At 68.0% G+C, this 22,907-nt stretch carries 22 protein-coding genes; 11 read left to right on the forward strand and 11 right to left on the reverse strand.

Features of this window, described 5'->3' with window-relative positions:
- Positions 1–20: 20 nt before the first annotated feature.
- The 7 genes from OMP43_RS21900 to purM all read right to left on the reverse strand — a co-directional run bounded on the left by OMP43_RS21900 (position 21) and on the right by purM (position 6,368).
- Complete coding sequence (locus tag OMP43_RS21900; RefSeq protein ID WP_280281688.1) at positions 21–935, reverse strand: FRG domain-containing protein; 915 nt, start codon at positions 933–935, stop codon at positions 21–23.
- 74 nt (positions 936–1,009) lie between these two features.
- Entirely contained in the window at positions 1,010–3,304 is a 2,295-nt protein-coding gene (locus OMP43_RS21905; protein WP_280281689.1) for a patatin-like protein, read from the reverse strand.
- Entirely contained in the window at positions 3,304–4,002 is a 699-nt protein-coding gene (locus OMP43_RS21910) for an endonuclease/exonuclease/phosphatase family protein (protein ID WP_280281690.1), read from the reverse strand. The genes OMP43_RS21905 and OMP43_RS21910 overlap by 1 nt, the downstream gene beginning before the upstream one ends.
- 43 nt (positions 4,003–4,045) lie before the next feature.
- Entirely contained in the window at positions 4,046–4,246 is a 201-nt protein-coding gene (locus OMP43_RS21915) for a hypothetical protein (protein ID WP_167299025.1), read from the reverse strand.
- 100 nt (positions 4,247–4,346) lie between these two features.
- Positions 4,347–4,724 (reverse strand): MmcQ/YjbR family DNA-binding protein, encoded by a 378-nt coding sequence (locus OMP43_RS21920; protein ID WP_280281691.1) that lies wholly within the window; start codon positions 4,722–4,724, stop codon positions 4,347–4,349.
- Positions 4,715–5,281: a phosphoribosylglycinamide formyltransferase gene (purN, locus tag OMP43_RS21925; RefSeq protein WP_280281692.1), complete on the reverse strand. Its 567-nt coding sequence runs from the start codon at positions 5,279–5,281 to the stop codon at positions 4,715–4,717. Before purN ends, OMP43_RS21920 begins: the two co-directional genes overlap by 10 nt.
- Complete coding sequence (gene purM, locus OMP43_RS21930) at positions 5,274–6,368, reverse strand: phosphoribosylformylglycinamidine cyclo-ligase (RefSeq protein ID WP_280281693.1); 1,095 nt, start codon at positions 6,366–6,368, stop codon at positions 5,274–5,276. The genes purN and purM overlap by 8 nt, the downstream gene beginning before the upstream one ends.
- A 98-nt stretch (positions 6,369–6,466) precedes the next feature.
- Here purM and OMP43_RS21935 point away from each other — a divergent pair, with 98 nt between their 5' ends.
- The 4 genes from OMP43_RS21935 to OMP43_RS21950 are packed head-to-tail and all read left to right on the forward strand — an operon-like array spanning position 6,467 to position 12,034.
- Entirely contained in the window at positions 6,467–7,738 is a 1,272-nt protein-coding gene (locus OMP43_RS21935; RefSeq protein WP_280281694.1) for a heavy-metal-associated domain-containing protein, read from the forward strand.
- Positions 7,735–8,340, forward strand: a complete 606-nt coding sequence (locus OMP43_RS21940; RefSeq protein ID WP_280281695.1) for a DnaA/Hda family protein — start codon at positions 7,735–7,737, stop codon at positions 8,338–8,340. Before OMP43_RS21935 ends, OMP43_RS21940 begins: the two co-directional genes overlap by 4 nt.
- 5 nt (positions 8,341–8,345) lie before the next feature.
- Positions 8,346–10,538, forward strand: coding sequence for an RNA degradosome polyphosphate kinase (locus tag OMP43_RS21945; protein WP_280281696.1), 2,193 nt, complete (start codon positions 8,346–8,348; stop codon positions 10,536–10,538).
- Entirely contained in the window at positions 10,535–12,034 is a 1,500-nt protein-coding gene (locus OMP43_RS21950; RefSeq protein ID WP_280281697.1) for a Ppx/GppA family phosphatase, read from the forward strand. The genes OMP43_RS21945 and OMP43_RS21950 overlap by 4 nt, the downstream gene beginning before the upstream one ends.
- A gap of 66 nt (positions 12,035–12,100) precedes the next feature.
- Here OMP43_RS21950 and OMP43_RS21955 read toward each other — a convergent pair whose 3' ends face one another.
- From OMP43_RS21955 to rnd, 3 genes are all read right to left on the reverse strand, one after another.
- A complete protein-coding gene (locus OMP43_RS21955; protein ID WP_280281698.1) occupies positions 12,101–12,385 on the reverse strand; it encodes an I78 family peptidase inhibitor in 285 nt (94 codons plus the stop codon).
- A 71-nt stretch (positions 12,386–12,456) separates the two neighbouring features.
- Positions 12,457–12,747 (reverse strand): I78 family peptidase inhibitor, encoded by a 291-nt coding sequence (locus OMP43_RS21960; RefSeq protein ID WP_280281699.1) that lies wholly within the window; start codon positions 12,745–12,747, stop codon positions 12,457–12,459.
- The gene (gene rnd, locus OMP43_RS21965; protein ID WP_280281700.1) at positions 12,744–13,922 is read right to left on the reverse strand and encodes a ribonuclease D; all 1,179 of its coding nucleotides are present in this window, start codon (positions 13,920–13,922) and stop codon (positions 12,744–12,746) included. The genes OMP43_RS21960 and rnd overlap by 4 nt, the downstream gene beginning before the upstream one ends.
- A 175-nt stretch (positions 13,923–14,097) precedes the next feature.
- Between rnd and aspS the strand changes: the two genes are divergently transcribed.
- The 6 genes from aspS to OMP43_RS21995 all read left to right on the forward strand — a co-directional run bounded on the left by aspS (position 14,098) and on the right by OMP43_RS21995 (position 21,335).
- The gene (gene aspS, locus OMP43_RS21970; RefSeq protein WP_280281701.1) at positions 14,098–15,936 is read left to right on the forward strand and encodes an aspartate--tRNA ligase; all 1,839 of its coding nucleotides are present in this window, start codon (positions 14,098–14,100) and stop codon (positions 15,934–15,936) included.
- A 115-nt stretch (positions 15,937–16,051) separates the two neighbouring features.
- Positions 16,052–16,645 carry a hypothetical protein gene (locus OMP43_RS21975; protein ID WP_280281702.1) on the forward strand — a complete coding sequence of 198 codons (594 nt, stop codon included), beginning with the start codon at positions 16,052–16,054 and terminating at the stop codon, positions 16,643–16,645.
- Positions 16,646–16,775: 130 nt separating this feature from the next.
- A complete protein-coding gene (locus tag OMP43_RS21980; RefSeq protein WP_280281703.1) occupies positions 16,776–18,167 on the forward strand; it encodes an L-serine ammonia-lyase in 1,392 nt (463 codons plus the stop codon).
- Positions 18,168–18,318: 151 nt separating this feature from the next.
- Positions 18,319–19,335, forward strand: a complete 1,017-nt coding sequence (locus tag OMP43_RS21985) for a 2-hydroxyacid dehydrogenase (protein WP_280281704.1) — start codon at positions 18,319–18,321, stop codon at positions 19,333–19,335.
- Positions 19,336–19,419: 84 nt separating this feature from the next.
- Entirely contained in the window at positions 19,420–20,793 is a 1,374-nt protein-coding gene (locus OMP43_RS21990; protein ID WP_280281705.1) for a serine hydrolase domain-containing protein, read from the forward strand.
- A gap of 2 nt (positions 20,794–20,795) precedes the next feature.
- Positions 20,796–21,335, forward strand: coding sequence for a hypothetical protein (locus OMP43_RS21995; RefSeq protein ID WP_280281706.1), 540 nt, complete (start codon positions 20,796–20,798; stop codon positions 21,333–21,335).
- A 16-nt stretch (positions 21,336–21,351) separates the two neighbouring features.
- On the opposite strand, the gene OMP43_RS22000 is transcribed toward OMP43_RS21995, so the two are convergent.
- Positions 21,352–21,978 carry a DUF805 domain-containing protein gene (locus OMP43_RS22000; protein WP_280281707.1) on the reverse strand — a complete coding sequence of 209 codons (627 nt, stop codon included), beginning with the start codon at positions 21,976–21,978 and terminating at the stop codon, positions 21,352–21,354.
- 100 nt (positions 21,979–22,078) lie between these two features.
- On the opposite strand from OMP43_RS22000, the gene OMP43_RS22005 reads away from it, so the two are divergent.
- The gene (locus OMP43_RS22005; RefSeq protein WP_280281708.1) at positions 22,079–22,852 is read left to right on the forward strand and encodes a polyphosphate kinase; all 774 of its coding nucleotides are present in this window, start codon (positions 22,079–22,081) and stop codon (positions 22,850–22,852) included.
- Positions 22,853–22,907 lie beyond the last annotated feature (55 nt).

Raw genomic sequence — 22,907 nt, forward strand, 5'->3', positions numbered from 1 at the left:
TCGCGTCGCCCGCCCGGCCCCTACGGCCTGGTATAGCTCGCTTCGATCCGCTTGGCCGCCTTGTCGATCTCCGGGAACAGCGTGCTTTCGGTGATGCCCAGCAATTCGAGCGCGGCGCGGATGCCGGGCTTGGCCCTGGCGGGAACGATGAAACGCGTTTCCTGGATCAGATGGGCGAAATTGATCTGCTTCGGCGGCTTCAGCCCATAGATGATGAACCCGCCCGCCTGCGACAGGATACGGCGATTGCTCATCTTGGGATGGACATAATAGGGCTTGAACAGGTCGATCGGGTCGATGATCGGCAGGAAATGCGGCTTTTCCACCTGAATGAACCGGTGGAGCCGCTTATAGACCTGCTTTGCATTCACGCGGTCCCGCTCGGCTTCCTTGTCGGTCCCTTTCACCCGGCCTTCGCGAATTGCGATGATCTCGGCCTTCTCTTCCTTGGTCATGTTGGCGAGATTGGCCAGGCAGCTGACCGAATCGCTGTCGAAATATTTCTCGCGCCCTTCCGGCACCGCAAAGGCGGTGACCATGCTGTCGCTCCGACTGCCCTCCGGCCCGGGATCGGTGGCGAAATACAGCGCGACCAGCGGGTTGCGCGAGACGTCCATCAGCCGCGTCGGCAAGCCGAAATGTTGCATCCGCACCAGCCGGTCGAACATCGACTGGTCGCCGCCGAACTCGTGCGGATGCACGGAGATCAGGTCGCGGATCGCCCGCTTCTCGCATTCCTCGAGCTTCTTCAGATCGGGGCGGAAGAGCCCTGGAATATTCTCCCAGGACGAATCCCGTTGCCCCCGATAGCATTTGAAGAGCGGTTCCGCCGCCGCATAGGCCATCACCTTGCCGATGAAGTCGGTCAGGTCGGATACCGGTTCCGGGATCGTGACGGGGCCTGTGGATCTCTTCTTCGCGGGACTGGTCGTCATTCCCGGATCCCTAGGAGCCGGCACGCGCCTCGCAAGCGAAACAACAACGAGATCGGCAGCATCGCGCCATGGGGCTAGCCGATCTCCGCCCGCAGCTCCGCGAACAGGCCCGGGATCTTCGTCAGTCTCTTCTCCTCCTCGTCGAGGATGGCGTGAAATGCCCGGCGCTTGATCGCCGCCGCGCGCTCCTCGGACGGACGGTTCCCGGGGTCGAGCGTCGAGAGCACGATGTCGATCAGCCGGTCCGCGCCGTGCAGGCGCCCCCAGAGATAGTCGTTCTCGCGATAGGCGCGGCTGAAGAACGCGCCGAAGCTGTTGAACTGGATCCCCTTAAGCGTCGCCTCGGCACCGCCCGCGCGGATCGCCGTGGCGTCGTCGGGAGCGATGCGATCGACCCGGATCGGATCAAACTCGTCCACGCCCTCGCCCTGCAACAGGGGCAGGGTGGCGATGTCGTAGAAGGGAAAGCCCAGATGCGAAAGGAGCAGCGGGCGGCGCTGCTCCTTGGCCAGGGTGCTCAGCCCTTCGGCCAGCCGCGCATCGGTCTCTCCGTCGAGCTTCTTCAGCTGCATCCGCTCGGCCAGCCGGTCGAGCATCGGCCCGGCATCGTCGGTCATCATCCTGATCTCGTCGCGCAGGTCCGCATAGGTGTCGGCGCGCTTGAGCTCGAGATAGGTTGCGAGCGAATCATAGATCGCCTCGCGCATCGGCCGCAGCATGCCATGGCTGGTCGGCAGGTCGATCTCGGTGAGCCGGCGCGCGAGCAGGCGCAGGCGGCGGATGCGGAAGCCGAGATCGTGGGCGCGCAGGAATTCGAGCGTCTCGGGCGAGGCGCCGTTGGAAAGCGTCGCGCCGAACCGGTCGGCGCCGCGCGACTGGACCGTGGCGGCCAGCGCCTCGCGGATCTCGTGCAGCCGCTCGGGGCCATGCTGCTCGCCGACCGTGTAGAGCAGCCGCGCGGTGCGGTCGATCGCGCCTTCCACTTTCAGCAGGCCATAGGCGGTGTGGCCATAGCCGGCCTTCGCCGCAGCGGCGACCTGGGCGCGGCGGCGCCATGTCGCGAGCCGCTTGGGGGTGGGATAATCGAGCCACAGCGTATAGCCGAACAGCGCCTCGACCTGGGTTTCCACTTCGGCGCGGATCTCGGTGACGATGGCGAGCATCCGCTCGATCCGGTGCGAGCGCCGGGCGATCTCGTCGAGATTGTCGCGGATCGGCTGCTCGCGCGGCAGCTCGGAAAGGGCGCCGATGATCGTGGCGAAGAAGCCGGGCTTCTTGTCCGCCTCGGTGCCGTAGAAGTCGAAGCGGAAATTGGGAAAGGGGTCGACGAAGATGAAGCGCCGGTCGACCTGGCGGCGGGCGGGGCGTTCCTTGAGCGCTTCCATGGCCGGGCGGAAGGGCGCGTTGGCCAGCACCGATCCGTCGATCAGGATCGCCTTCTCGGCGCGGTTGTCCGCCCATTGGCGCGGCAGGACGCGTTCCAGGAAGGCGTCGCGTTGCGGCCAGGCCTGTTTCCGCTCGGCGAGCAGCTCGTCCATCTCGTCCACCGTCATCGGCGGGAAGGCGCCGGGGAAGCTGGAGGTGGCCCGCGCCGCGAAGGTCAGGCTCGCGGCATCGGCGAAGCGCTCGCCCGGCAGGCCGTGATCGGTGAAGGAGAAGACCAGCCGGTGCTCGTTCTCGATCACCGATGTGGGCGAATTGAGCCGCAGCGCCTCGGGATGGCCGCGGAAATCGGTGACGGTGACGAACAGGTCGAGCGGCTGGCCGTCGGGCAGCAGGCGCTTGTCCCTGGGGCTTCGGGCCATGGCGGCGAAGGCGTCGAGGATGGTGTTGGCCAGCCGCTTGCCGCCGAACGGCGGCTCGAACCAGCGCGAGCGGACGAAATGTTCGAGCTTCAGCCGCACTTCGTCGCGCGCCTCCACCGCGACCGTCTCGTCCACGGTCTTGGAGCGATTGGCGACCAGCCAGGCGATCGGCACCGCCCAGATCTTGGCAAAGCGATGCGAAGGGCGCTGGCGCGGCTCGAGCAGCGCCTCGACATCGGCATTGTCCATCCACAGGTCGGTGAGCGGATCGAGCGACTGGCCGGTGGCGATGGCCTGGGCCAGGAACACCGTGTTGATGCCGCCCGCGCTGGCGCCGGCCAGGATATCGACCAGCACCCGCAGATTGACGCCCGAGGTCTCGCGGATTTCCTCGATCAGCTCGCGATACACGTCGGGCCGCCCGTCCGCGCCGTCGCGCTCGGCGCAGCTGGCGCGGGCGAGGCGCCACACCTCCTTGGTGATGCCGTGCATGTAAACGGCCAGGCTGATGCCGCCGTAGCAGACGAGCGCGAGGCGCAGTTCCTTGTCGCGGGTTTCGGTCATCAGGCCTTTTGCAGTGTCGCCCAGATGGGCAGGTGATCGGAAGCCGTACGCGCCTGGAGGCTGTCATGCACGCCGGCATCGGTGATGGTCAGTTCCGGGCTTGCCATGATCCGGTCGAGCCGTGCCATCGGGCGCCGGGCATGGAAGGTCTTGCCGGTGGGGGCGAAGGCGAAATGGCCGGCAAAATCGCGCAGGCAGCCGGACTGGGCGCTCCATTCGTTCAGGTCGCCCATCAGGATCGTCGGATATTGGCGCGTGCTCGCCTGGAGATGGGTGATGATCGCATGCGCCTGGCGCCGCCGCCACAGGCCGGACAGATCGAGATGCATGCCGACCACGCGCACCACCGGCCCGCCGGACAGGCGCAGATCGGCCATCACCGCGCCGCGCGGCTCGAGCGCGGGCAGGTGGATCGCCTCGCAATCGAGGATCTGCGCGTCCTTGCGCACCAATAGCGCGTTGCCGTGCCAGCCCATCGAGCGCGCCTTGGTGCCCAGGGGGACGGGCTTGTAGTCGCTGTGCTCGGCGAGGAGATGCTGGGTGAGCACCGCCGAACGCTCGCCGAAGCGGCGATCGGCTTCCTGGAGCGCGACGATGTCGGCATCGATCTCGCACAGCACTTGCAGCGTGCGCTCGGGGCGCCGCCGGCGATCGGTGCCGATCGACTTGCGCATATTGTAGCTGGCGACCTTGATCATCGGCGCCCCTTATCGCGGGGCTTGCGGAACATGTGCAAGGGCCTCAGCTCGGATGCGCCTCGGCGCTGCCCTGGCTGGCGGCTTCGTGCGCCGCCGCGACGAGCCGGCGGCCGGTCTCCTCCGCGGCGCGGGGCGTCATCGCGATGGCGACGCCATCGGGGCCGTCGAGCAGCACCACGCCCTGTTCGGCGGTCGCGACTCCCGGATCCTCCGCGGGTTCGGCGGGCGAGATCTTCTGTCCCATGCTTTCTCCGTTCGCCATGCCGCCGCAGCGCGGCGGGAACTGGGGGACAAACTCGGGTGAACGGGAAAATATCCAGGGCTCCGGGGAAGTTCGCCCGATTTCAGCGGCCGCCGGCTTCCAGCAGCCGGCGCGGGGCGGCGAGTTCCCAGCTGCGCGCGATCCGGTCGCCGACGAAATCCCAGTCGATATCGGGCCCGGCGAGCGAGATGCCCAGCCAGCCGATGCCGAAATAAGCCACCCTGGAATAGGTCTCGGGCGCGATGCCGATCAGGTTGGGGCCTTCCTCGTCGTCGGCGGTCTTCACCGCCACGATGGTGCGGCCGTCGCCATGATGGTCGTGGCGGAACTGGGCGAACTGCTTGCCGGCGACGAAGAAGGTCGGCTGGCCGTGGCTCGGCCGCTCCTCGGCTTCGGGAAGCTCCAGCGCGATCGCGCGGACCTGGGCAAGGGCGGAGTCGGGATCGGGGCTCAGCGGCATAGGAACTCGGCGACTATCCGTGGATAGAGCCGATGTTCCTCCCTGAGCACGCGTTCCGCAAGGCTTTCCGGCGTGTCGCCGGGCAGGATCGCCACTTCGGCCTGGCCGAGCACTTCGCCGCCGTCCAGCTCCTCGGTGACGATGTGCACCGAGGCCCCGCCATGGCTGTCGCCCGCCGCGATCGCGCGGGCATGGGTGTCGAGCCCCTTGTACCTGGGCAGCAGCGAGGGGTGGATGTTGACGATCCTGCCGCGCCAGGCCGCGACGAACTCGTCGCTGAGCAGGCGCATATAGCCGGCCAGCGCGATCGCCTCGACGCCGGCCTGGCGCAGCGCCGCGTCGATCCTCGCTTCATATTCGGCCTTGGCGATGCCCTTGGGGCTTTGCGCGAAAGTGGTGATGCCCTGTCCAGCGGCCCAGGCGAGCCCCTCCGCCGCCGGCCTGTCGCTGGCGACGAGCGCGACCTCATAGGGGCAGTCGGGCGCCTTCGCGGCCTCGACCAGCGCCGCCATGTTGGAGCCGCGCCCGGAAATGAGGATGCCGAGCTTCCTACGCATTGTGCGTGGCGGACCACTCCGCGCGCGCGCTCCAGACTTCCTCGGCGCCGAACACGGTGCAGCCGCGCCCGCCCGCCTCGACGGTGCCGATCGCGAACACTTCCTCGCCCGCCGCGTAGAGTGCTTCCTTCACATCGTCCGCCAGCTCGGGCGCCACCACCGCGACCATGCCGATGCCGCAGTTGAAGGTGCGCGCCATTTCCTCGGGCTCGATGTTCCCCTGTGCCTGCAGGAAGGCCATCAGCCGGGGCAGGGGCCAGGAACCGGCGTCGATCCGGGCATGGCAGCCCTCGGGCAGCACGCGCGGGACATTCTCGAGCAGGCCGCCGCCGGTGATGTGCGCCAGGCCGCGGATATTGCCGTTGCGAAGTTGCGGAAGCAGGCTTTGCACATAGATGCGGGTCGGCGCCATCAGCGCGTCGAGCAGGATCACCTCCGGATCGAACAGGGCAGGGCGATCCATCTTCCAGCCCTTGTCGGCGGCGAGGCGGCGGACCAGCGAGAAGCCGTTGGAATGGACGCCGGTCGAGCCCAGGCCGAGGAGCACGTCGCCGGGGCGGATCGCGCTGCCGTCGAGCAGCCGGTCGCGCTCGACCGCGCCGACGCAGAAGCCGGCCAGGTCGTAATCGCCCTCGGCATACATGCCCGGCATCTCGGCGGTCTCGCCGCCGATCAGCGCGCAACCGGCCTGGCGGCACCCCTCGGCGATCGAAGCGATCACGCGCTCGGCGGTCTCGGGCACCAGCTTGCCGCTGGCATAATAGTCGAGGAAGAACAGCGGCTCGGCGCCCTGGACGATCAGGTCGTTGGCACACATCGCGACCAGGTCGACGCCGACGCCGTCATGCGCGTCATGATCGATCGCGAGCTTGAGCTTGGTGCCGACGCCGTCGTTCGCGGCGACCAGCAGCGGATCGGTGAAGCCGGCCGCCTTCAGGTCGAACACGCCGCCGAACCCGCCCAGATCGGCATCGGCGCCGGGGCGCCGGGTGGACTTGGCGAGCGGGCCGATCGCGCGGACCAGCGCGTTGCCGGCCGCGATCGAGACGCCCGCCTGGGCATAGGTATAGTTCTTCTGGTCGCTCATGCCGGGCGCTTAGCGCCATCTTCCCGATACGGGAAGTAACACCGTGCGTTACATCTACGCTTGGATTTCCCCGCTCGCTTCGCCAAAAGGGCCGCTGCATGACCCTTGCCCGCAAATCCCTCACCATCGGCATCGCTTCCGCGCTCGCGCTTGCGGGTCTTGGCGCCGTGTTCGCCGAAGGGGACGGCAAGGCGCCCGCCGGCGGCAGCGCCGTGCCGATCGACGCCTCGGGCAGCTTCGAAGTGTCGGGCGTCGATGTCGACGTGAAGGGCAAGGACGCCGATGCCGCGCGCTATGGCGGCTGGCGGCTCGCCCAGCGCAAGGGCTGGGAGATGCTGTCGCGCAAGCTGACCGGCAAGGTTTCCGCCATGTCCGATTCGGCGCTCGATTCGCTCGTCACCGGCATCGTCGTCGAGAAGGAGCAGATCGGCCCGACGCGCTACATCGCGCGCCTCAGCGTGCTGTTCGATCGCAACAAGGCGGGCGGCATCCTGGGCGTTTCGGTGGCGGTGAACCAGTCGCCGCCGATGCTGATCGTGCCGCTGGAATATTCGGGCGGCGCGGGCCTGGTGTTCGAGCGGGAGACCGCCTGGGCGCGCGCCTGGAACCGCTTCAAGAGCGGCGGCAGCACGGTCGACTATGTCCGCGTGCAGGGCAACGGCCCCGATTCCATGCTGCTCAACGCGGGCCAGGTGCTGCGCCGCGGCCGCAACTGGTGGCGCTCGGTGCTCGATCAATATGGCGCCGCCGACGTGCTGATCGCCGAGGTGCAGCTGCGCCGCGAATATCCGGGCGGGCCGATCATCGGCATCTTCTCGGCCACCCATGGCCCCGATCGCCAGAAGATCGCCGATTTCGCGCTGCGGGTGGACAATGGCGATTCGCTCGACACGCTGATGGATGCGGGCGTCCAGCGGCTCGACAAGGCCTATCAGCAGGCGCTCGCGCTCGGCCAGCTCAGCACCGACCGGCTTCTCGCCACTCGTCCGCCGGGCGCGAAGGCCGAGGAGAAGCCCAGCGACGAGGCGACCGAGGCGGCGACGCCCACGCCCGAGCCCAGCGTTGCCGCCGGCACCGCGATCAGCGTCCAGTTCGACACGCCCAATGTCGGCTCGGTCAATGCCGGCGAGGCGGCGCTGCGCGGCATCCCGGGCGTGCGCTCCGCCGTCACCTCCAGCCTGGCGCTGGGCGGCATCTCGGTGATGCGCGTTTCCTATGACGGCCAGATCGCCTCGCTGCACGCGCAGCTGGAGGCGCGGGGCTGGAGCGTGCAGGAAGGGCCGGGCGTGCTCCGCATCCGGCGTGCCGGCGGCGGCGGTGCCCAGCCGGCGCCCACGCCGCAGGCGACGGAAGCGCCGAACGGCGGATGACGCAGCTTCGCCTGCCGCTGGGACTGCCCGAAGCGCGCGAGACGGAATTCCTGGTCAGCGACTCCAACGCCCGCGCCGTCCACCAGCTCGAACATTGGGGCACCTGGCCCGTCATGTCGGCGCTGCTCATCGGTCCGCGCAAGTCCGGCCGCAGCCTGCTCGCGCGCATCTTCGCGTCGAAGACCGGCGCGCGCATCTTCGACGATGCCGATCTCGGCAAGGAGGCCGAGGTCTTCCATGCCTGGAACCAGGCCCAGGCCGAGCATCGCCCGCTGCTGATCGTGGCCCAGGCCGCGCCGCCCGCCTGGGCGGTGAAGCTGCCCGATCTCAAGTCGCGCCTCGCCGCCTCGCCCCTGCTCGAGATCGGCCCGCCCGACGATGCGCTGATCCCCCAGCTGCTGGAGCGCGCATTCGAGCGCCATCTGCTCCATGCCCGTCCGGACGTCATCGCCTGGATCGCCAGGCGGATCGAGCGCAGCCATATCGCGATCCTGCGCGTTGCCGATGCACTGGAGCTGGAGGCGGGGCGGCGCTTGTCGATCCCCGCGGTTCGCGCCACATTGGCCGCGGCTGGTCTCATAACCGAAACGGACGGTGACTAACGGCGATGGCCAAGGCAGCGAACAGGCAGGCCGTCGAAGGGACCCAGATGACCGAATTGCCGGAGAATTCCACGCGTTACTTCAACCGCGAGCTCAGCTGGCTCGCCTTCAACCGCCGCGTGATGGAAGAGGCGACCAACCCTGCCCATCCGCTGCTCGAGCGGCTGCGCTTCCTGTCGATCTCCGGCTCGAACTTCGACGAATTCTTCATGGTCCGCGTGGCGGGCCTGATGGGCCAGCAGCTCCAGAAGGTCGAGGCGCGCTCGGCCGACGGGCTCACGCCCGGCCAGCAGCTCGCCGCCATCTCCGCCGAGGCTGAGACGCTGGCTGACAACCAGCAGGCGGTGTGGACCGCGATCCGCGCGGACCTGGCCGAGACCGGCATCCACGTCCTCGACGCCGATGCCATCGAGGGCGAGACCGAGACCTGGCTGGAGGGGCATTTCCGCGACCAGATCTTCCCGATCCTCACCCCCCAGGCGCTCGACCCCGCGCACCCGTTCCCGTTCATCCCCAACCAGGGATCGAGCGTGATCTTCGACCTGGTCCGCAAGTCGGATCGCGAGCCGGTGCGCGAACTCGTGCTGCTGCCCACCGCGATCAAGCGCTTCGTCCGGCTGCCCGGCAATCCGGCGCGCTATGTCGCGGTCGAGGCGGTGCTCAAGCATTTCTCGCACCTGCTCTTCCCCGGCTACACCTCGCTCGGCGCGGCGGCCTTCCGCGTGCTGCGCGACAGCGACATCGAGATCGAGGAAGAGGCCGAGGACCTGGTCATGACCTTCCGCTCGGCGATCAAGCGCCGGCGGCGCGGCCGGGTGATCCGCCTGGAAATGGAAGAGAGCATCTCGCCCGAGCTGGAGGCGGTGCTCAAGGAGGAGCTGGGCGGCAGCGAGGCGCTGCTCACCGAGACGGGCGGTTTCCTGGGCATCGGCGATCTCGCCATGCTGGTCGACGAGGACCGGCCCGACCTGAAGTTCACGCCCTATTCGGCGCGCTTTCCCGAGCGGATCCGCGAATATGGCGGCGATTGCTTCGCGGCGATCAAGGCCAAGGACATCGTCGTCCACCACCCCTATGAGAGCTTCGACGTCGTGCTCTCCTTCCTGGGGCAGGCCGCCGCCGATCCGGACGTGGTGGCGATCAAGCAGACGCTCTACCGCGCCGGCAAGCAGCCCGCCGTCATCAACGCGCTGATCGCCGCGGCCGAGGCCGGCAAGTCCGTCACCGCAGTGGTCGAGCTGAAGGCGCGCTTCGACGAGGAGCAGAACCTGTACTGGGCGACCGCGCTGGAGCGCGCCGGCGTCCAGGTTGTCTATGGCTTCATCGACTGGAAGACCCATGCCAAGGTCTCGATGGTCGTGCGGCGCGAAGGCAATGGCTATCGCACCTATTGCCACTTCGGCACCGGCAACTACCACCCGATCACCGCGCGCATCTACACCGATATCAGCTTCTTCACCGCCGATCCGCGGGTGGGTCGCGATGCCGCGCAGATCTTCAACTATGTCACCGGCTATGTGGAGCCGCACGGGCTGGAGCTGCTCGGCATCTCCCCGCGCGACCTGCGCAACCGGCTGGTCGAGCTGATCGACGACGAGATCGCCCATGTCCGTGCCGGACGGCCCGGCCAGATCTGGGCCAAGATGAACTCGCTGGTCGATCCCGCCGTGATCGAGAAGCTCTACGAGGCCAGCAATGCCGGAGTGGAGATCGAGCTGATCATCCGCGGCATCTGCTGCCTGCGCCCCGGGGTTCCGGGGATGAGCGAGAACATCAAGGTCAAGTCGATCGTCGGCCGCTTCCTCGAGCACAGCCGCATCTGGGCGTTCGGCAACGGCAAGGCGCTACCCAATGACGGCGCGCGGCTGTTCATCTCCTCGGCCGACTGGATGCAGCGCAACTTCGATCGCCGTGTCGAGTTCATGCTGCCGATCCTCAACAAGACGGTGCACGACCAGGTGCTGGACCAGGTGATGGTGGCGAACCTGCTGGACAATGAGCAGAGCTGGGTGCTCCAGCCCGACGGGCATTATACGCGCATCGTGCCGGGCGAGGACGGCAGCTTCAACCTGCATCGCTATTTCATGACGAACCCGTCGCTCTCCGGGCGAGGCGCGGCGCTCGAATCGCGCAAGCCGGTGCCCAAGCTCCAGCTCAAGCGCCGCCGCGATCCGGCAAAGGCCAAGGCCAAGGCATGAACACGCTGCCGTTTCGCCGGGCGCGCACCAGGCCGGAAGGGATTCAGGGCCGCACCGCGATCATCGACATCGGCTCCAACTCGGTGCGCCTGGTGGTCTATCAGGGCTCGGCACGGCTGCCGGCTACCCTGTTCAACGAGAAGGTGATGGCCGGCCTGGGCCGTGGCCTGGCCGAAACCGGGGCGATCGACGCCGCCAGCCTTGCCGTCGCGCGCGGCGCGCTCGCCCGCTTCGCCACGCTTGCGCGCGAGATGCAGGTTGACGAGCTGCGTACCGTGGCGACGGCGGCGGTGCGCGATGCTTCCAACGGGCGCGAGCTGATCGAGGCGGCGCGCGGCCTGGGCCTGGAGGTCGAGACGCTGTCGGGCGAGGAAGAGGCGATGGCCTCGGGCCTGGGCGTGCTCTCGGGCATTCCGGAGGCGGACGGCATCGTCGGCGATCTCGGCGGCGGCTCGCTGGAGCTGGTGCGCGTGGTCGCCGGCACGGTGACCGATCGCGTGTCCTTCCCGCTCGGCGTGCTCCGGCTCGGGGCGATCCGGGCGGAGGGCAAGACCGCGCTGGATCGCCGCGTCGCCAAGCTGCTCGGCGATGCCGGATGGAAGGGGCGGGGGAAGGGGCTGCCCTTCTATCTTGTCGGCGGCTCGTGGCGCAGCCTTGCCCGGCTCGACATGCACCTGAAGCATTATCCGCTGCCGATCGCGCATCAATATCCGATGGCGGTCACGCGGATCGGCGAGCTGGCCAGCTCGATCGCGGCGATGCCGCGCGCGGATCTGAAGGCGATCCCGAACATCTCCAGCGCCCGTATCGGCTCGCTGGAGGACGCGGCGCTGCTGCTTGGCGTGGTGCTCCGGCAGCTTGGCAGCAGGGGCACGATCGTCTCGGCCTATGGCTTGCGCGAGGGGCTGCTCTTCCAGCGGCTTTCGCCCGAGCAGCGCCAGGAGGATCCGCTGATCGCCGCGACGCGCGACGAGGGCGAGCGGCTCGGCCGTTTCCCGGAGCATGGCGACCTGCTCGACCGGTGGATCGCGCCGCTCTTCGCCGGCGAGCCGCACGAGCTGGGCCGCTTGCGCCACGCCGCCTGCCAGCTCGTCGACGTGGGCTGGCACGCCAATCCCGAGTTCCGCGCAGAGCGCGGCCTGGATGCGGCGCTGCATGGCAATTGGGTGGCGATCGATTCGATGGGGCGCGCGGCGCTGGGGCAGGCGCTCTATACCGCGCTGGGCGGCGGGCTCGACACGCCGGCGCCGCTGCCGCAGCTCGCCGACGACGACACCTTGTGGCGCGCCAAGCTCTGGGGCCTGGCCATCCGCCTCGGCCAGCGCCTGTCGGGCGGTGTCGCCGCGCCGATCCGGCGTTCGGAGCTGCACATGGACGAGGAGACGCTCGCCCTTTGTCTCGATCCCGAGGACGAGGCGCTCTATGGCGAAGCGGTGGAGAAGCGCCACAAGGCGCTCGCCGCGGCGTTCGGCAAGGAGCCGGTGCTGGAGGTGTGAGCGACGTACGGAGCGTTCCGCCATCCCTGCCTTTGCGGGGATGGCGACAGGCGCTGCGTCGAACTGCTACACGCAGCGCATCCCGGTGATCCGGCCGCGCTCGTTCAGATCGACGGTCAGCCGGTCACGGCGATAGTCCATCGTGATCGCTTCGCCCGGGCGCACCACGCGGACCGACGCGGCACCGCTGCGGGCGCGCAGCCGCGACTGGAGCCGTGGCGACATCTGCGCGCCCACGAACCCCTGCACCGCGCCGGCATTGCACATGCGTGGCCCCGGCATCGGGCCGGGATGGCCGTCCATGCAGCCCGTGGCCAGCAGGGCCGTCGCGATCATGCCGATAGCGCGCATCCAGTCTCTCCTCGATCGCCCCCCGGCCGCGCCGCTTATATCCCGGACGCGAAACGAAGGGGAGAGGCGTTTCAGCCGCAATGGGCGGAGGCGATCTTCCCGTCGGCGTCGAGGTGCAGGTTCAGCCGGTCGGGCCGGAAATCCATCGTCGCTGCGGCATCGGGCGCGAGCCAGCGTATGGTCTTGGCGCCCGAGAGCCGCAGCGCCTCGCCCTCCGCCTCGGGGCCGCGCGGCTTGCCGTTCAGCCCGCCCAGTCGCTCGGCATTGCATTCTACCCCGGGGACCGCGCGGGGCGGCCCCTTCGGAGCGCAGCCGGCCAGGGCGAGCAGGGCGGCGGCGAGCGGGAGGGCGAGGCGGATCATTCGCTGGGTTCCTCGGTTCGGGTCATCTTCAGCTTGCCATTCTTGACGGTGAACCCGAGCTGACCCTCGACCAGCGCCAGCGCGTCGCGGCCGAACTGTTCGTAGCGCCAGCCGCCGAGGATCGCGAGCCCGTCGCGCACCCCGGCCGCCAGCGATTCGAGATCGTCCGAGCGGGCGAGCAGGCGCGGGGCGACGTTGATCTCCTTGGCGCGGATCTTGAGCAGCAGCTTGAGCAGGTCGGCGACCAGCGCGCCGTCCTTGCCGAGCGAGGGCTTGCGGTCGTCGCGCGGGGGCAGCTCGTCGGAGGACATCGGCGTGGCGCCGTCCAGCGCCGCCATCAGCCGTCCGCCGATGTCGTTGCCGGCCCAGGCCGCCGACAGGCCGCGCACCTTGCCCAGGTCGCTCTGCTTGCGTGGCGGATTGCCGGCGAGATCGGCCAGCGTCTCGTCCTTGACGATGCGGCCGCGCGGCAGGTCCTTGCCCTGAGCCTCGAGCTCGCGCCAGCGGGCTAGCGCCTTGAGGCGGCCCAGCACTTCGGGCTTGCGGCTGGAGACGCGCACGCGCTGCCAGGCCTCGTCGGGATCGTTATGGTAGTTCTCCGGATCGGCGAGCCGCTCCATCTCCTGGTCGAGCCAGGCGCCGCGCCCGGTCTTCTTGAGCTTCTCCAGCATGCGCGGGAAGATCTTGGAGAGGTGCGTGACGTCGGCGATCGCATAGTCGATCTGGCGCTTGTCGAGCGGGCGGCGGCTCCAGTCGGTGAAGCGGGCGCCCTTGTCGATCTGGAAGCCGAGATAGGTATCGACCAGGTTCGAATAGCCGATCTGCTCGCCCAGCCCGAGCGCCATGGCGGCCACCTGGGTGTCGAACAGCGGGTGCGGAGTCTTGCCGGTGAGGTTGTAGACGATCTCGATGTCCTGCCCGCCCGCGTGGAAGACCTTCAGCACTTCCTCATTGTCGACCATCAGGTCGAGCAGGGGAGTGAGGTCGATCCCGGGCGCCATCGGGTCGATCGCGGCGGCTTCCTCGTCGTCGGCGATCTGGATCAGGCAGAGTTCCGGCCAATAGCTGTTCTCCCGCATGAACTCGGTGTCCACACAGATATAGGGCTTGTTGGCGAGGCGGGCGCAGAGGTTGGCGAGAGTCGCGCTGTCTTCAATCAGACCATGGATATGCATCCAAGGCCCATAGACCGGTCTTCGGGTTGACAAAAGTGGGGTCTGCAAGGAATGCGCGCCCACGCTAATTTATTCGTCATCCCCGCGAAGGCGGGGATCCAGGGGCCAAGACGACCTCGCGCGTGACCCTGGCCCCCCGGCTTCGCGGGGGTGGCGAGCAAAGGAAAGACCGGAAATGCACGCCTATCGCACGCACACCTGCGCCCAGCTCCGTGCCGAACATGTCGGCCAGGACGTCCGTATTTCGGGCTGGATCCACCGCACCCGCGAGCATGCGAACGTGCTGTTCGTCGATCTGCGCGATCATTACGGCATCACCCAGGTGGTGATCGAGACCGGCTCCGACCTGTTCCCGATCGTCGACAATGCCGGCCCCGAGTCGGTGATCACGGTAACCGGCAAAGTCTCCGCCCGTTCGGCCGAGACGCTCAACCCGAAGCTCGACACCGGCGAGATCGAAATCTTCCCGACCGCGGTGGTCGTCCAGTCGCAGGCGGCGAAGCTGCCGCTGCCGGTGTTCGGCGATGCCGAATATCCCGAGGAAATCCGCCTGCGGAACCGCTTCCTCGATCTGCGCCGCGAGAAGGTCCACAAGAACATCATGCTGCGCTCGAGCGTCATCGCCTCGCTGCGCCGCCGGATGATCGACCAGGGCTTCACCGAGTTCCAGACGCCGATCCTCACCGCCTCGTCGCCGGAAGGCGCTCGCGACTATCTGGTCCCGTCGCGCGTCCATCCGGGCAAGTTCTACGCGCTCCCTCAGGCGCCGCAGATGTTCAAGCAGCTGCTGATGGTCGCCGGCTTCGACAAATATTTCCAGATCGCCCCCTGCTTCCGCGACGAGGATGCGCGCGCCGATCGTAGCCCGGGCGAATTCTACCAGCTCGACTTCGAGATGAGCTATGTGACGCAGGACGACGTGTTCGCCGCGATCGAGCCGGTGCTGCACGGCGTGTTCGAGGAATTCGCCGACTGGGAAGGCATGGGCCGCTCGGTCTCGGCGCTCCCGTTCAAGCGCATCCCGTACCGCGAATCGATGCTGAAGTACGGCAATGACAAGCCCGACCTGCGCAACCCGCTACTGATCACCGACGTCTCTGAGTTCTTCAAGGGCTCGGGCTTTGGCCGCTTCGCCTCGATCGTCGAGGGCGGCGATGTCGTCCGCGCGGTCCCGGCACCGAACACGCACGAGAAGAGCCGCAAGTTCTTCGACGACATGAACAGCTGGGCCCAGTCGGAAGGTTTCCCGGGCCTCGGCTATGCCACCCAGAAGGACGGCGTGTTCGGCGGCCCGATCGCCAACAACCACGGTCAGGAAGGCATGAAGGCGATTGCCGACGCGATGGGCCTCGGCCCGAACGACGGCATCTTCTTCGCCGCCGGCAAGGAAGCGGTCGCCACCAAGCTCGCCGGCCTGGCACGCACCCGCGCCGCCGAGCAGCTCGATCTGATCGACAGGAAGCGTTTCGAATTCTGCTGGATCGTCGACTTCCCGATGTTCGAATATGACGAGGACGCCAAGAAGGTCGATTTCAGCCACAACCCGTTCTCGATGCCGCAGGGCGAGCTGGAAGCACTGGAGACCAAGGACCCGCTCGACATCCTCGCCTATCAGTACGACATCGTCTGCAACGGCATCGAGCTGTCCTCGGGCGCGATCCGGAACCACCGTCCGGAGATCATGTACAAGGCGTTCGAGATCGCCGGCTACACCCAGGCAGATGTCGACACCAATTTCGCGGGCATGATCAACGCGTTCAAGTTCGGCGCCCCGCCGCACGGCGGCTCGGCCCCGGGCGTGGACCGCATCGTGATGCTGCTCGCCGACGAGCCGAACATCCGCGAGGTCATCGTCTTCCCGATGACGCAGAAGGCCGAGGACCTGATGATGCAGGCTCCGTCGTTTGTCAGCGAGAAGCAGCTCAAGGAGCTCAACATCCGCCTCGCGCCGCAGGTGGCGGCGGACCTCGCCAAGAAGGGCACCGACGGCATCGTCGATCCCTCGGCGGGCTGAGCCAACCCATCACCGTCATTCCGGCGAAAGCCGGGATGACGGTTAGGGGGAACACCGGCCCACTCCAGCGGGAGTTCCCGTTGCTCGCCGGGCCAGCGCATGGAAGGATGGCGCAATGCTCTTCCTCCTGCCATCGCTGCTCGCGGTCGTCGGCATATCGCCGCTGGACGACGGATTGCTCTGCACCTCCGAATATGTCGAGGGGAGCCGGCTCGGAATCGTGACGCTCACGGTTGATGCGGCATACAAGCCGGTATCGATGCGGCTGATGTTGTCGGAAAGCCCGCGTCAGTTCAGCGCCGAGATCCATCTGGATCCCGAGAGGCGCGCGCTGCCGGGCGTGCTGACCGGCGCATTTTTCGGTGTCCGCCTCGCCCGGAAGCCGCGGCTGCCGCTGACGATGCGTGTCTATGCCGATGGCAGCCAGCGCTGGCAGCGCCGCGTCGACGAGCTTTGGGCGCCGCCGCAGCCCGGCGACCCGGAGATGCGACCCTTTCCCGGCCATGCCGATCATATCGGGCAAGCCGATGACGGATTGCCCGTGACCACGCCGCACGCGCTGCACGTCACCCTCGCCGATGCCGGCGGCAAGCTGGTGGGGGAAGAGCATTTCACGCTGTCCGACACGAAGACCAGCGAAGCGCTCGCTACGGTCGAAGACCATCTTCGCACACGAAAATGCTACGCTCTGCCGCCCTTGATCGATTGACCGGCCAGGGCCCGCCGACCGCACCCCCAATCCAGCTTCCGGGTTGAAGTTATAAAACTTCAACCTACAGACATAAAACTACAACGCATTTGGGCAATCCGGCCGGCAGAGCCGGGACGCAGGAGTAGAAATGTCTGACGAGACCAACGCCCGGGCGCGTGCCCGGGTGGAGGCGACCATCGGGCTCGCCGATCTGTTCACCATCGGCATCGGCCCGTCGAGCTCGCATACCGTGGGACCGATGCGCGCTGCCGCGGCCTTTGCCGAAGCGGCGCTCGATCGCGGGACGCCGACTGCCGTCTCCTGCGAGCTGTTCGGCTCGCTCGCTCTCACCGGGCGGGGGCACGCGACCGACATCGCCACGATCCTCGGCCTTGCCGGCTATCAGCCCGAGAGCGTCGATCCCGATGCGGTGAACACCATCGTCGAGACGATTCGCGCCGAGCAGCAGCTGGCGCTCGGCGGCCATGTCGTGGTGCCGTTCGTCGAGGGCCGCCATCTGATCTTCCGCGAGGACCGTTTCCTGCCCTCGCACCCCAATGGCATGCGCTTCGTCGCGCATTATCCCGAGGGCGAGCCCTGGGAGACCTTCTACTACTCGATCGGCGGCGGCGCGATCGTAGAGGGTGGCTGCGAGGCACCGCAGACCAACGTCAAGCTGCCCTTCGCCTTCACCTCGGGCGCCGAACTGCTCGCGGTTGCCGAGGCACAGGGTGCCAGCATCGCCGATATCGTCCGCGCCAACGAAGCGGCCTGGCGCGACGATGCCGAGACCGACGCGTTCCTCGACAGTCTGCGCGGCGCCATGTCGGCCTGTATCGATCGCGGCATGCGCGGGGAGGGGGAACTGCCCGGCGGCCTCAAGGTCAAGCGTCGCGCTCGCGACCTCCACAACCGCCTGCTCGCGCGCGGCCCGCGCAGCGATCCCTCGCTCGTCTTCGACTGGGTGAGCCTCTGGGCGCTTGCGGTGAACGAGGAGAATGCCGCGGGCGGCCGCGTCGTCACCGCACCCACCAATGGCGCGGCGGGCGTCATCCCCGCGGTGCTCCGCTATTACGAGACCTTCTGCGCCAATCCCACCCCGGCGGGATCGCGCACTTTCCTGCTCACCACGGCGGCGATCGGCTTTCTCTACAAGAAGCGCGCCTCCATCTCGGCCGCCGAGATGGGCTGCCAGGGCGAGGTCGGCGTCGCCTGCTCGATGGCCGCGGCCGGGCTGGCCGCCGCGCTCGGCGCCACCAACGCCCAGATCGAGAATGCCGCCGAGATCGGCATGGAGCATAATCTCGGCCTCACCTGCGATCCCATTGGCGGCCTGGTCCAGATCCCCTGTATCGAGCGCAACACCATGGGCGCGATCAAGGCGATCAACGCCGCCTATCTGGCGATGCACGGTGACGGCAGCCATGTCGTCAGCCTCGACGCGGTGATCGAGACGATGCGCCAGACCGGGGAGGACATGCGCTCCAAATACAAGGAGACGGCCCAGGGCGGCCTCGCGGTGAACGTGGTGGCCTGCTGAGCCCTCCTTGTCGTCATCCCCGCGAAGGCCGGGACCCAGGGTAACAGAGCGAGGCCCTTCGTGGCTCTGGATCCCCGCCTTCGCGGGGATGACGCGGAATAGGGACGCGGAGGCCCTTGCCAGCGGCACCTGCCCAGGGGATCGTGCCCGCATGCGCATCGCCGTCTTCAATACCAAGCCCTATGACCGCCGCTTCCTGGCCGAGGCGAACGCTCCCTATGGGCACGACCTGCATTTCCTCGAGCCTCGGCTCGAGCCCGCTACCGCCGCGCTGGCGGCCGGCCACCAGGCAGTGTGTGCCTTCGTCAACGACATCGTCGATGCCGAAGTGCTGGAGACGCTGGCGGGGCAGGGGATCAAACTCGTCGCCCTGCGCTGCGCCGGCTTCAACAATGTCGATCTCGCCGCTGCCCGGCGGCTGGGCATCGATGTGGTCCGCGTGCCGGCCTATTCGCCGCACGCGGTCGCCGAGTTCACCATCGGCATGATGCTGGCGGTCGACCGCAAGATCCCCCGCGCCTGGGCCCGGGTGCGCGAGAATAATTTCGCGCTGGACGGGCTGATCGGCCGCAACCTCCATGGCCGCACGGTCGGCGTGATCGGCACCGGCAAGATCGGCGCGCTGGTCGCCCGCAGCCTGCGCGCGGGCTTCGGCTGCGAAGTGCTGGCGAGCGACCTTTATCCCGATCCCGCGCTGGAGGCGATCGGCGTGCGCTACCTGCCGCGCGACCAGCTGCTGCGCGCGGCGGAGATCGTCACGCTCCATTGCCCGCTCACGCCCGACACCCGGCATCTGATCGATGCGGCGGCGATCGAAGCCGCCCGGCCGGGGCTGATGATCGTCAACACCAGCCGCGGCGCGCTGATCGACACGGCCGCGCTGATCGAAGGCCTGAAGTGCCGCAAGGTGGGCGCGGTCGCGCTCGACGTCTATGAGCAGGAGGCCGACCTGTTTTTCGAGGACCTGTCGAACGAGATCGTCTCGGACGACATGTTCCAGCGGCTACTCACCTTTCCCAACGTGCTGATCACTGGTCACCAGGCCTTCCTGACCGAGGAAGCGCTGGCCGCCATCGCCGAGACCACGCTGCGCAGCGCCGCCGACGCCGAGGCGGGCAGGCCGCTCGAAAACCGGGTTGATGCCGAGCGGATAGCGCCTTCGAAGTGAGAATGTCGGCTTTGGTCGCAGCGCCGTTCCCGAGGTGCCGCGGCGCCGGATAGTCCCGCCCCGCTCGTGTCGGGAGGGTTTTTCATGCGCAGGTTGGGAATGGCGGCCGCCTTGGCCATGGTCGCGGCGATGCCCGTCCGGGCGGACGGAATCGACGATTATGTCCGCCGCCAGATGGAAGTGGGACATATTCCCGGCGTCGCGGTCGCGGTGGTGCGCAAGGGCAAGGTCGAGACGGTGCGCAGCTATGGGCTCGCCAATCTCGAATGGGATGCGCCGGTCACGCCCGAGACGCGCTTCCAGACCGCGTCGGCGACCAAGATCTTCACCGGCATCGCGTTGATGCGGCTTGTCGAGGCCGGCAAGCTGCGCCTCGACGATACGCTGGACCGTTTCTTCCCCGACGCGCCCGCCGCCTGGCGCGGCATCACGATCCACCAGCTCGCCAGTCACAGCTCCGGCCTGTCCGACCAGCTGGGCGAGCATGCGGACACGGTGGCCGGGACCATCGCTGCCGCGCAGAAGGCGCCGCTCGCCTATGCGCCCGGTACCGAGACCCGCTACGGCTTCACCGATTTCGTCGTGCTGCGCGCCGTGATGGAGAAGGCGGCGGGCAAGGGCATCGCGGCGATCTTCCGCGACGAGATCTGCGCGCCGCTCGGCCTGCTGGACACCGGCTTCAACGACGAGCGCCAATGGGGACCGTTCCGTTCGGCGCTGCCCCTGGCGCGGCGCGCGACCGTCCATGCCTGGAAGGACGGCGAACAGCGGATCAGCGGCTTCCTCTATGGCGAGACCGGCTATGCGGCGGGTGGTCTGTTCAGCTCGGCGCGCGATCTCGCGGCGCTGTTCGCCGCGCTCGATCGGGGCGAGCTGCTCAAGCCCGAGAGCCGGGCGCTGCTGCAGACGCCGCCACTGCTCAAGACAGGCAAGCCGGCGGGCTTCGGCGTGGGATGGACCGCCGGCACCTGGCATGGCGTCAAGGTGGTGGGGCACAGCGGCGGGCCTGCCCTGGCCGACATCCTCCATGCCGAGGGGGAGGGGCTGACGGTGATCGTGCTCACCAACCAGCAGCGCTATTATCCGCTGCTGGCGCGCCGCGTCGCCGATTTCTATCTGCCCGCGCCGCCACCGCCCGCAACCCTGCCCGACGGCGCGCCTGCGCTCACCGCGCTGATGCGCGCGGCGCTGGCCGAAGCGGCGGCCGGCAAGCTCGATCGCGGCCGCTATGCCGCCAGCGCCATGCAGGGGCCGGTGCCCTTTCTTGAGGATTTCGGCCAGGCGCTGCTCACCGCGCTGGGCCCCATTGAGCAGGTGAGCCTGATCGAAGACGTGCCGGGCAAGGACGAGCATGTCCGCCGCTATGCGATCACTTTCCAGAACCAGGCGATGATCTGGCGCTTCGCGGTCGATGCCGCGGGCAAGATCACCGATCTCCATCCTCCGACGGACGACTGATCATGGCGCGAAATCCATATATGCCGATCCTTGCCGCCACCTTGGTGCTGTTGCCGGGCCAGGCCGGCCTGGCCGCGGCGCAGGACGTTCCTGCCCCGCAGACTCCGACTGTCGAGGCCGCGCCCGCCCAGCCGGCCGCGCCGGCGAAGGATCCGGCCTGCGCCGCGCTCCGCGCCGAGGTCTCGCAGATCGAGATCGACATTCAGCGCGAGGGCGTGGTGATGTCGAAACAGGCCAATGCGATGCAGAAAAAGGCGCAGGCACGCCAGAGCGCGATGCGAGCGACCGGTTTGCTCTCGATGATACCGGGGGGCGGCATGCTCGGCTCGCTGGTGTCGCGGGCGGCGGGTGCCGGGATGAGCGGCATGCCCAAGGACATGCAGGCATCGATGGACCGCCAGATCGCCCTGAGCGAGCGCATGGTCAATGCTTCCCAGGCGCTGCACGACAAATGCGGCGAGGATGCCTATGGCGGCCCGCCCATGTCGCCCGAGGAGATCAAGGCGATGCAGGCGGAAGCGGCCGCCGCCGTGCCGCGCTGATCGGGGACAGGGCGGCTCAGTCGCGCGGGCGTGGCGGCAATCGCCGGCGCTGGCGCGCTTCCGGCGGTGTCGGATCTTCGCCATGGCGATTGGGCCCCACGGTCCCGTCGCCCGCGAGCAGGACCATGAGCCAGCCGAGTGAGGCGAGATAGAGCAGGTTGTTGACGAACAGCAGGGGCAGGAGCGACAGGTCCGGCCCATCCGGCGCGGTGCCGAACAGCCGTGGCATCAGCATCATGCCGATCACGAGGAAGATCAGCGGCGGCAGCGCCCAGGCGCCGCTCTTGCCGCGATCGTGCAGCCGCCGCACCACCGCCGCGGCGACCAGCGCCACGAAGACCAGCAGCACGATCGCCAATCCCGGCAGGATGCCGCCCATATCGGGCATCAGCTCGGGATGGGAGCCCTGGATCTGGATCGAATAGGAGCCGGGTCCCTGCCGGATGGTGGCCTGGTCGGGGTGCTCGGCGGCGAAGCGCTGCATCTTCGCCATCGCCCCGAGCACCGCCGGCATCACGGCCAGGGCGGAGGCGGCCATCGCCAGCACGAACAGCGTGAGGGCATAGGGCCAGAAGGTCTCGCGCGTGTCGCGCCCCGAAAAGCGCGCCAGTCGCGCGAGATTGTGCGTGATCGGCTTGAACATCGTGCCTCCCCCGTTTTGCCGGCCAGCGTAGCGCGGCGCCTTCCTGCTTGCCAGCGGGAGCGACAAGGCGGATCGTGCGTTGGGCGCGCACGGAGGCGGCATGAAGATAGACCTGGGCGATTATGAAGCGGGCAAGGATTTCGACGGCGACTATGACAAGGCGCTCGCCAAGATCCAGAAGCGGCTGAGCCACATCCATTATGCGCACATCGTCCACCGGCGCCGCGCGATCATCGCGTTCGAGGGCTGGGACGCGGCGGGGAAGGGCGGCATCATTCAGCGCCTCACCGCCGAATGGGATCCGCGCTATTACGAGGTGTGGCCGATCGCCGCGCCCACCCAGGAGGAACTGGCCCATCATTTCCTCTGGCGCTTCTGGCGGCGGCTGCCCGCCCAGCACAATATCGCGATCTTCGACCGCAGCTGGTACGGCCGCGTCCTGGTCGAGCGGGTCGAGGGTTTCGCCAACCGGGCCGAATGGGAGCGCGGCTATGACGAGATCAACGATTTCGAGGCGCAGCAGGTCACCGCGGGCACGACGCTGGTGAAGGTCTTCGTCCATGTGACGCAGAAGACGCAGGACAAGCGCCTCAAGGACCGGCTGGAACATCCCTGGAAGCGCTGGAAGACCGGGCTCGACGACTATCGCAACCGCGCCAAGCGCCCGCAATATCTCGAGGCGATGCACGAGATGTTCGCGCGCACGAGCACCCAGCATGCGCCCTGGATCGTGATCGACGGCAACGACAAGAAGGCGGCGCGCATCGCCGCCCTCACTTCCATCGCCGATGCGCTCGAGGCGCATGTGCCGATGGAGCCGCCTAAGCTCGATCCCGAAGTGGAGAAGGTTGCGAGGAAGGCGCTGGGGCTCTGACGGCGGTTCCGGTTGCGGAATAGTCCCTTTTCGTCGCGCGCGCATGGCCAGGTCC

This window comes from Sphingomonas sp. CBMAI 2297, from assembly GCF_029870595.1.
Lineage (GTDB): Bacteria > Pseudomonadota > Alphaproteobacteria > Sphingomonadales > Sphingomonadaceae > Sphingomonas.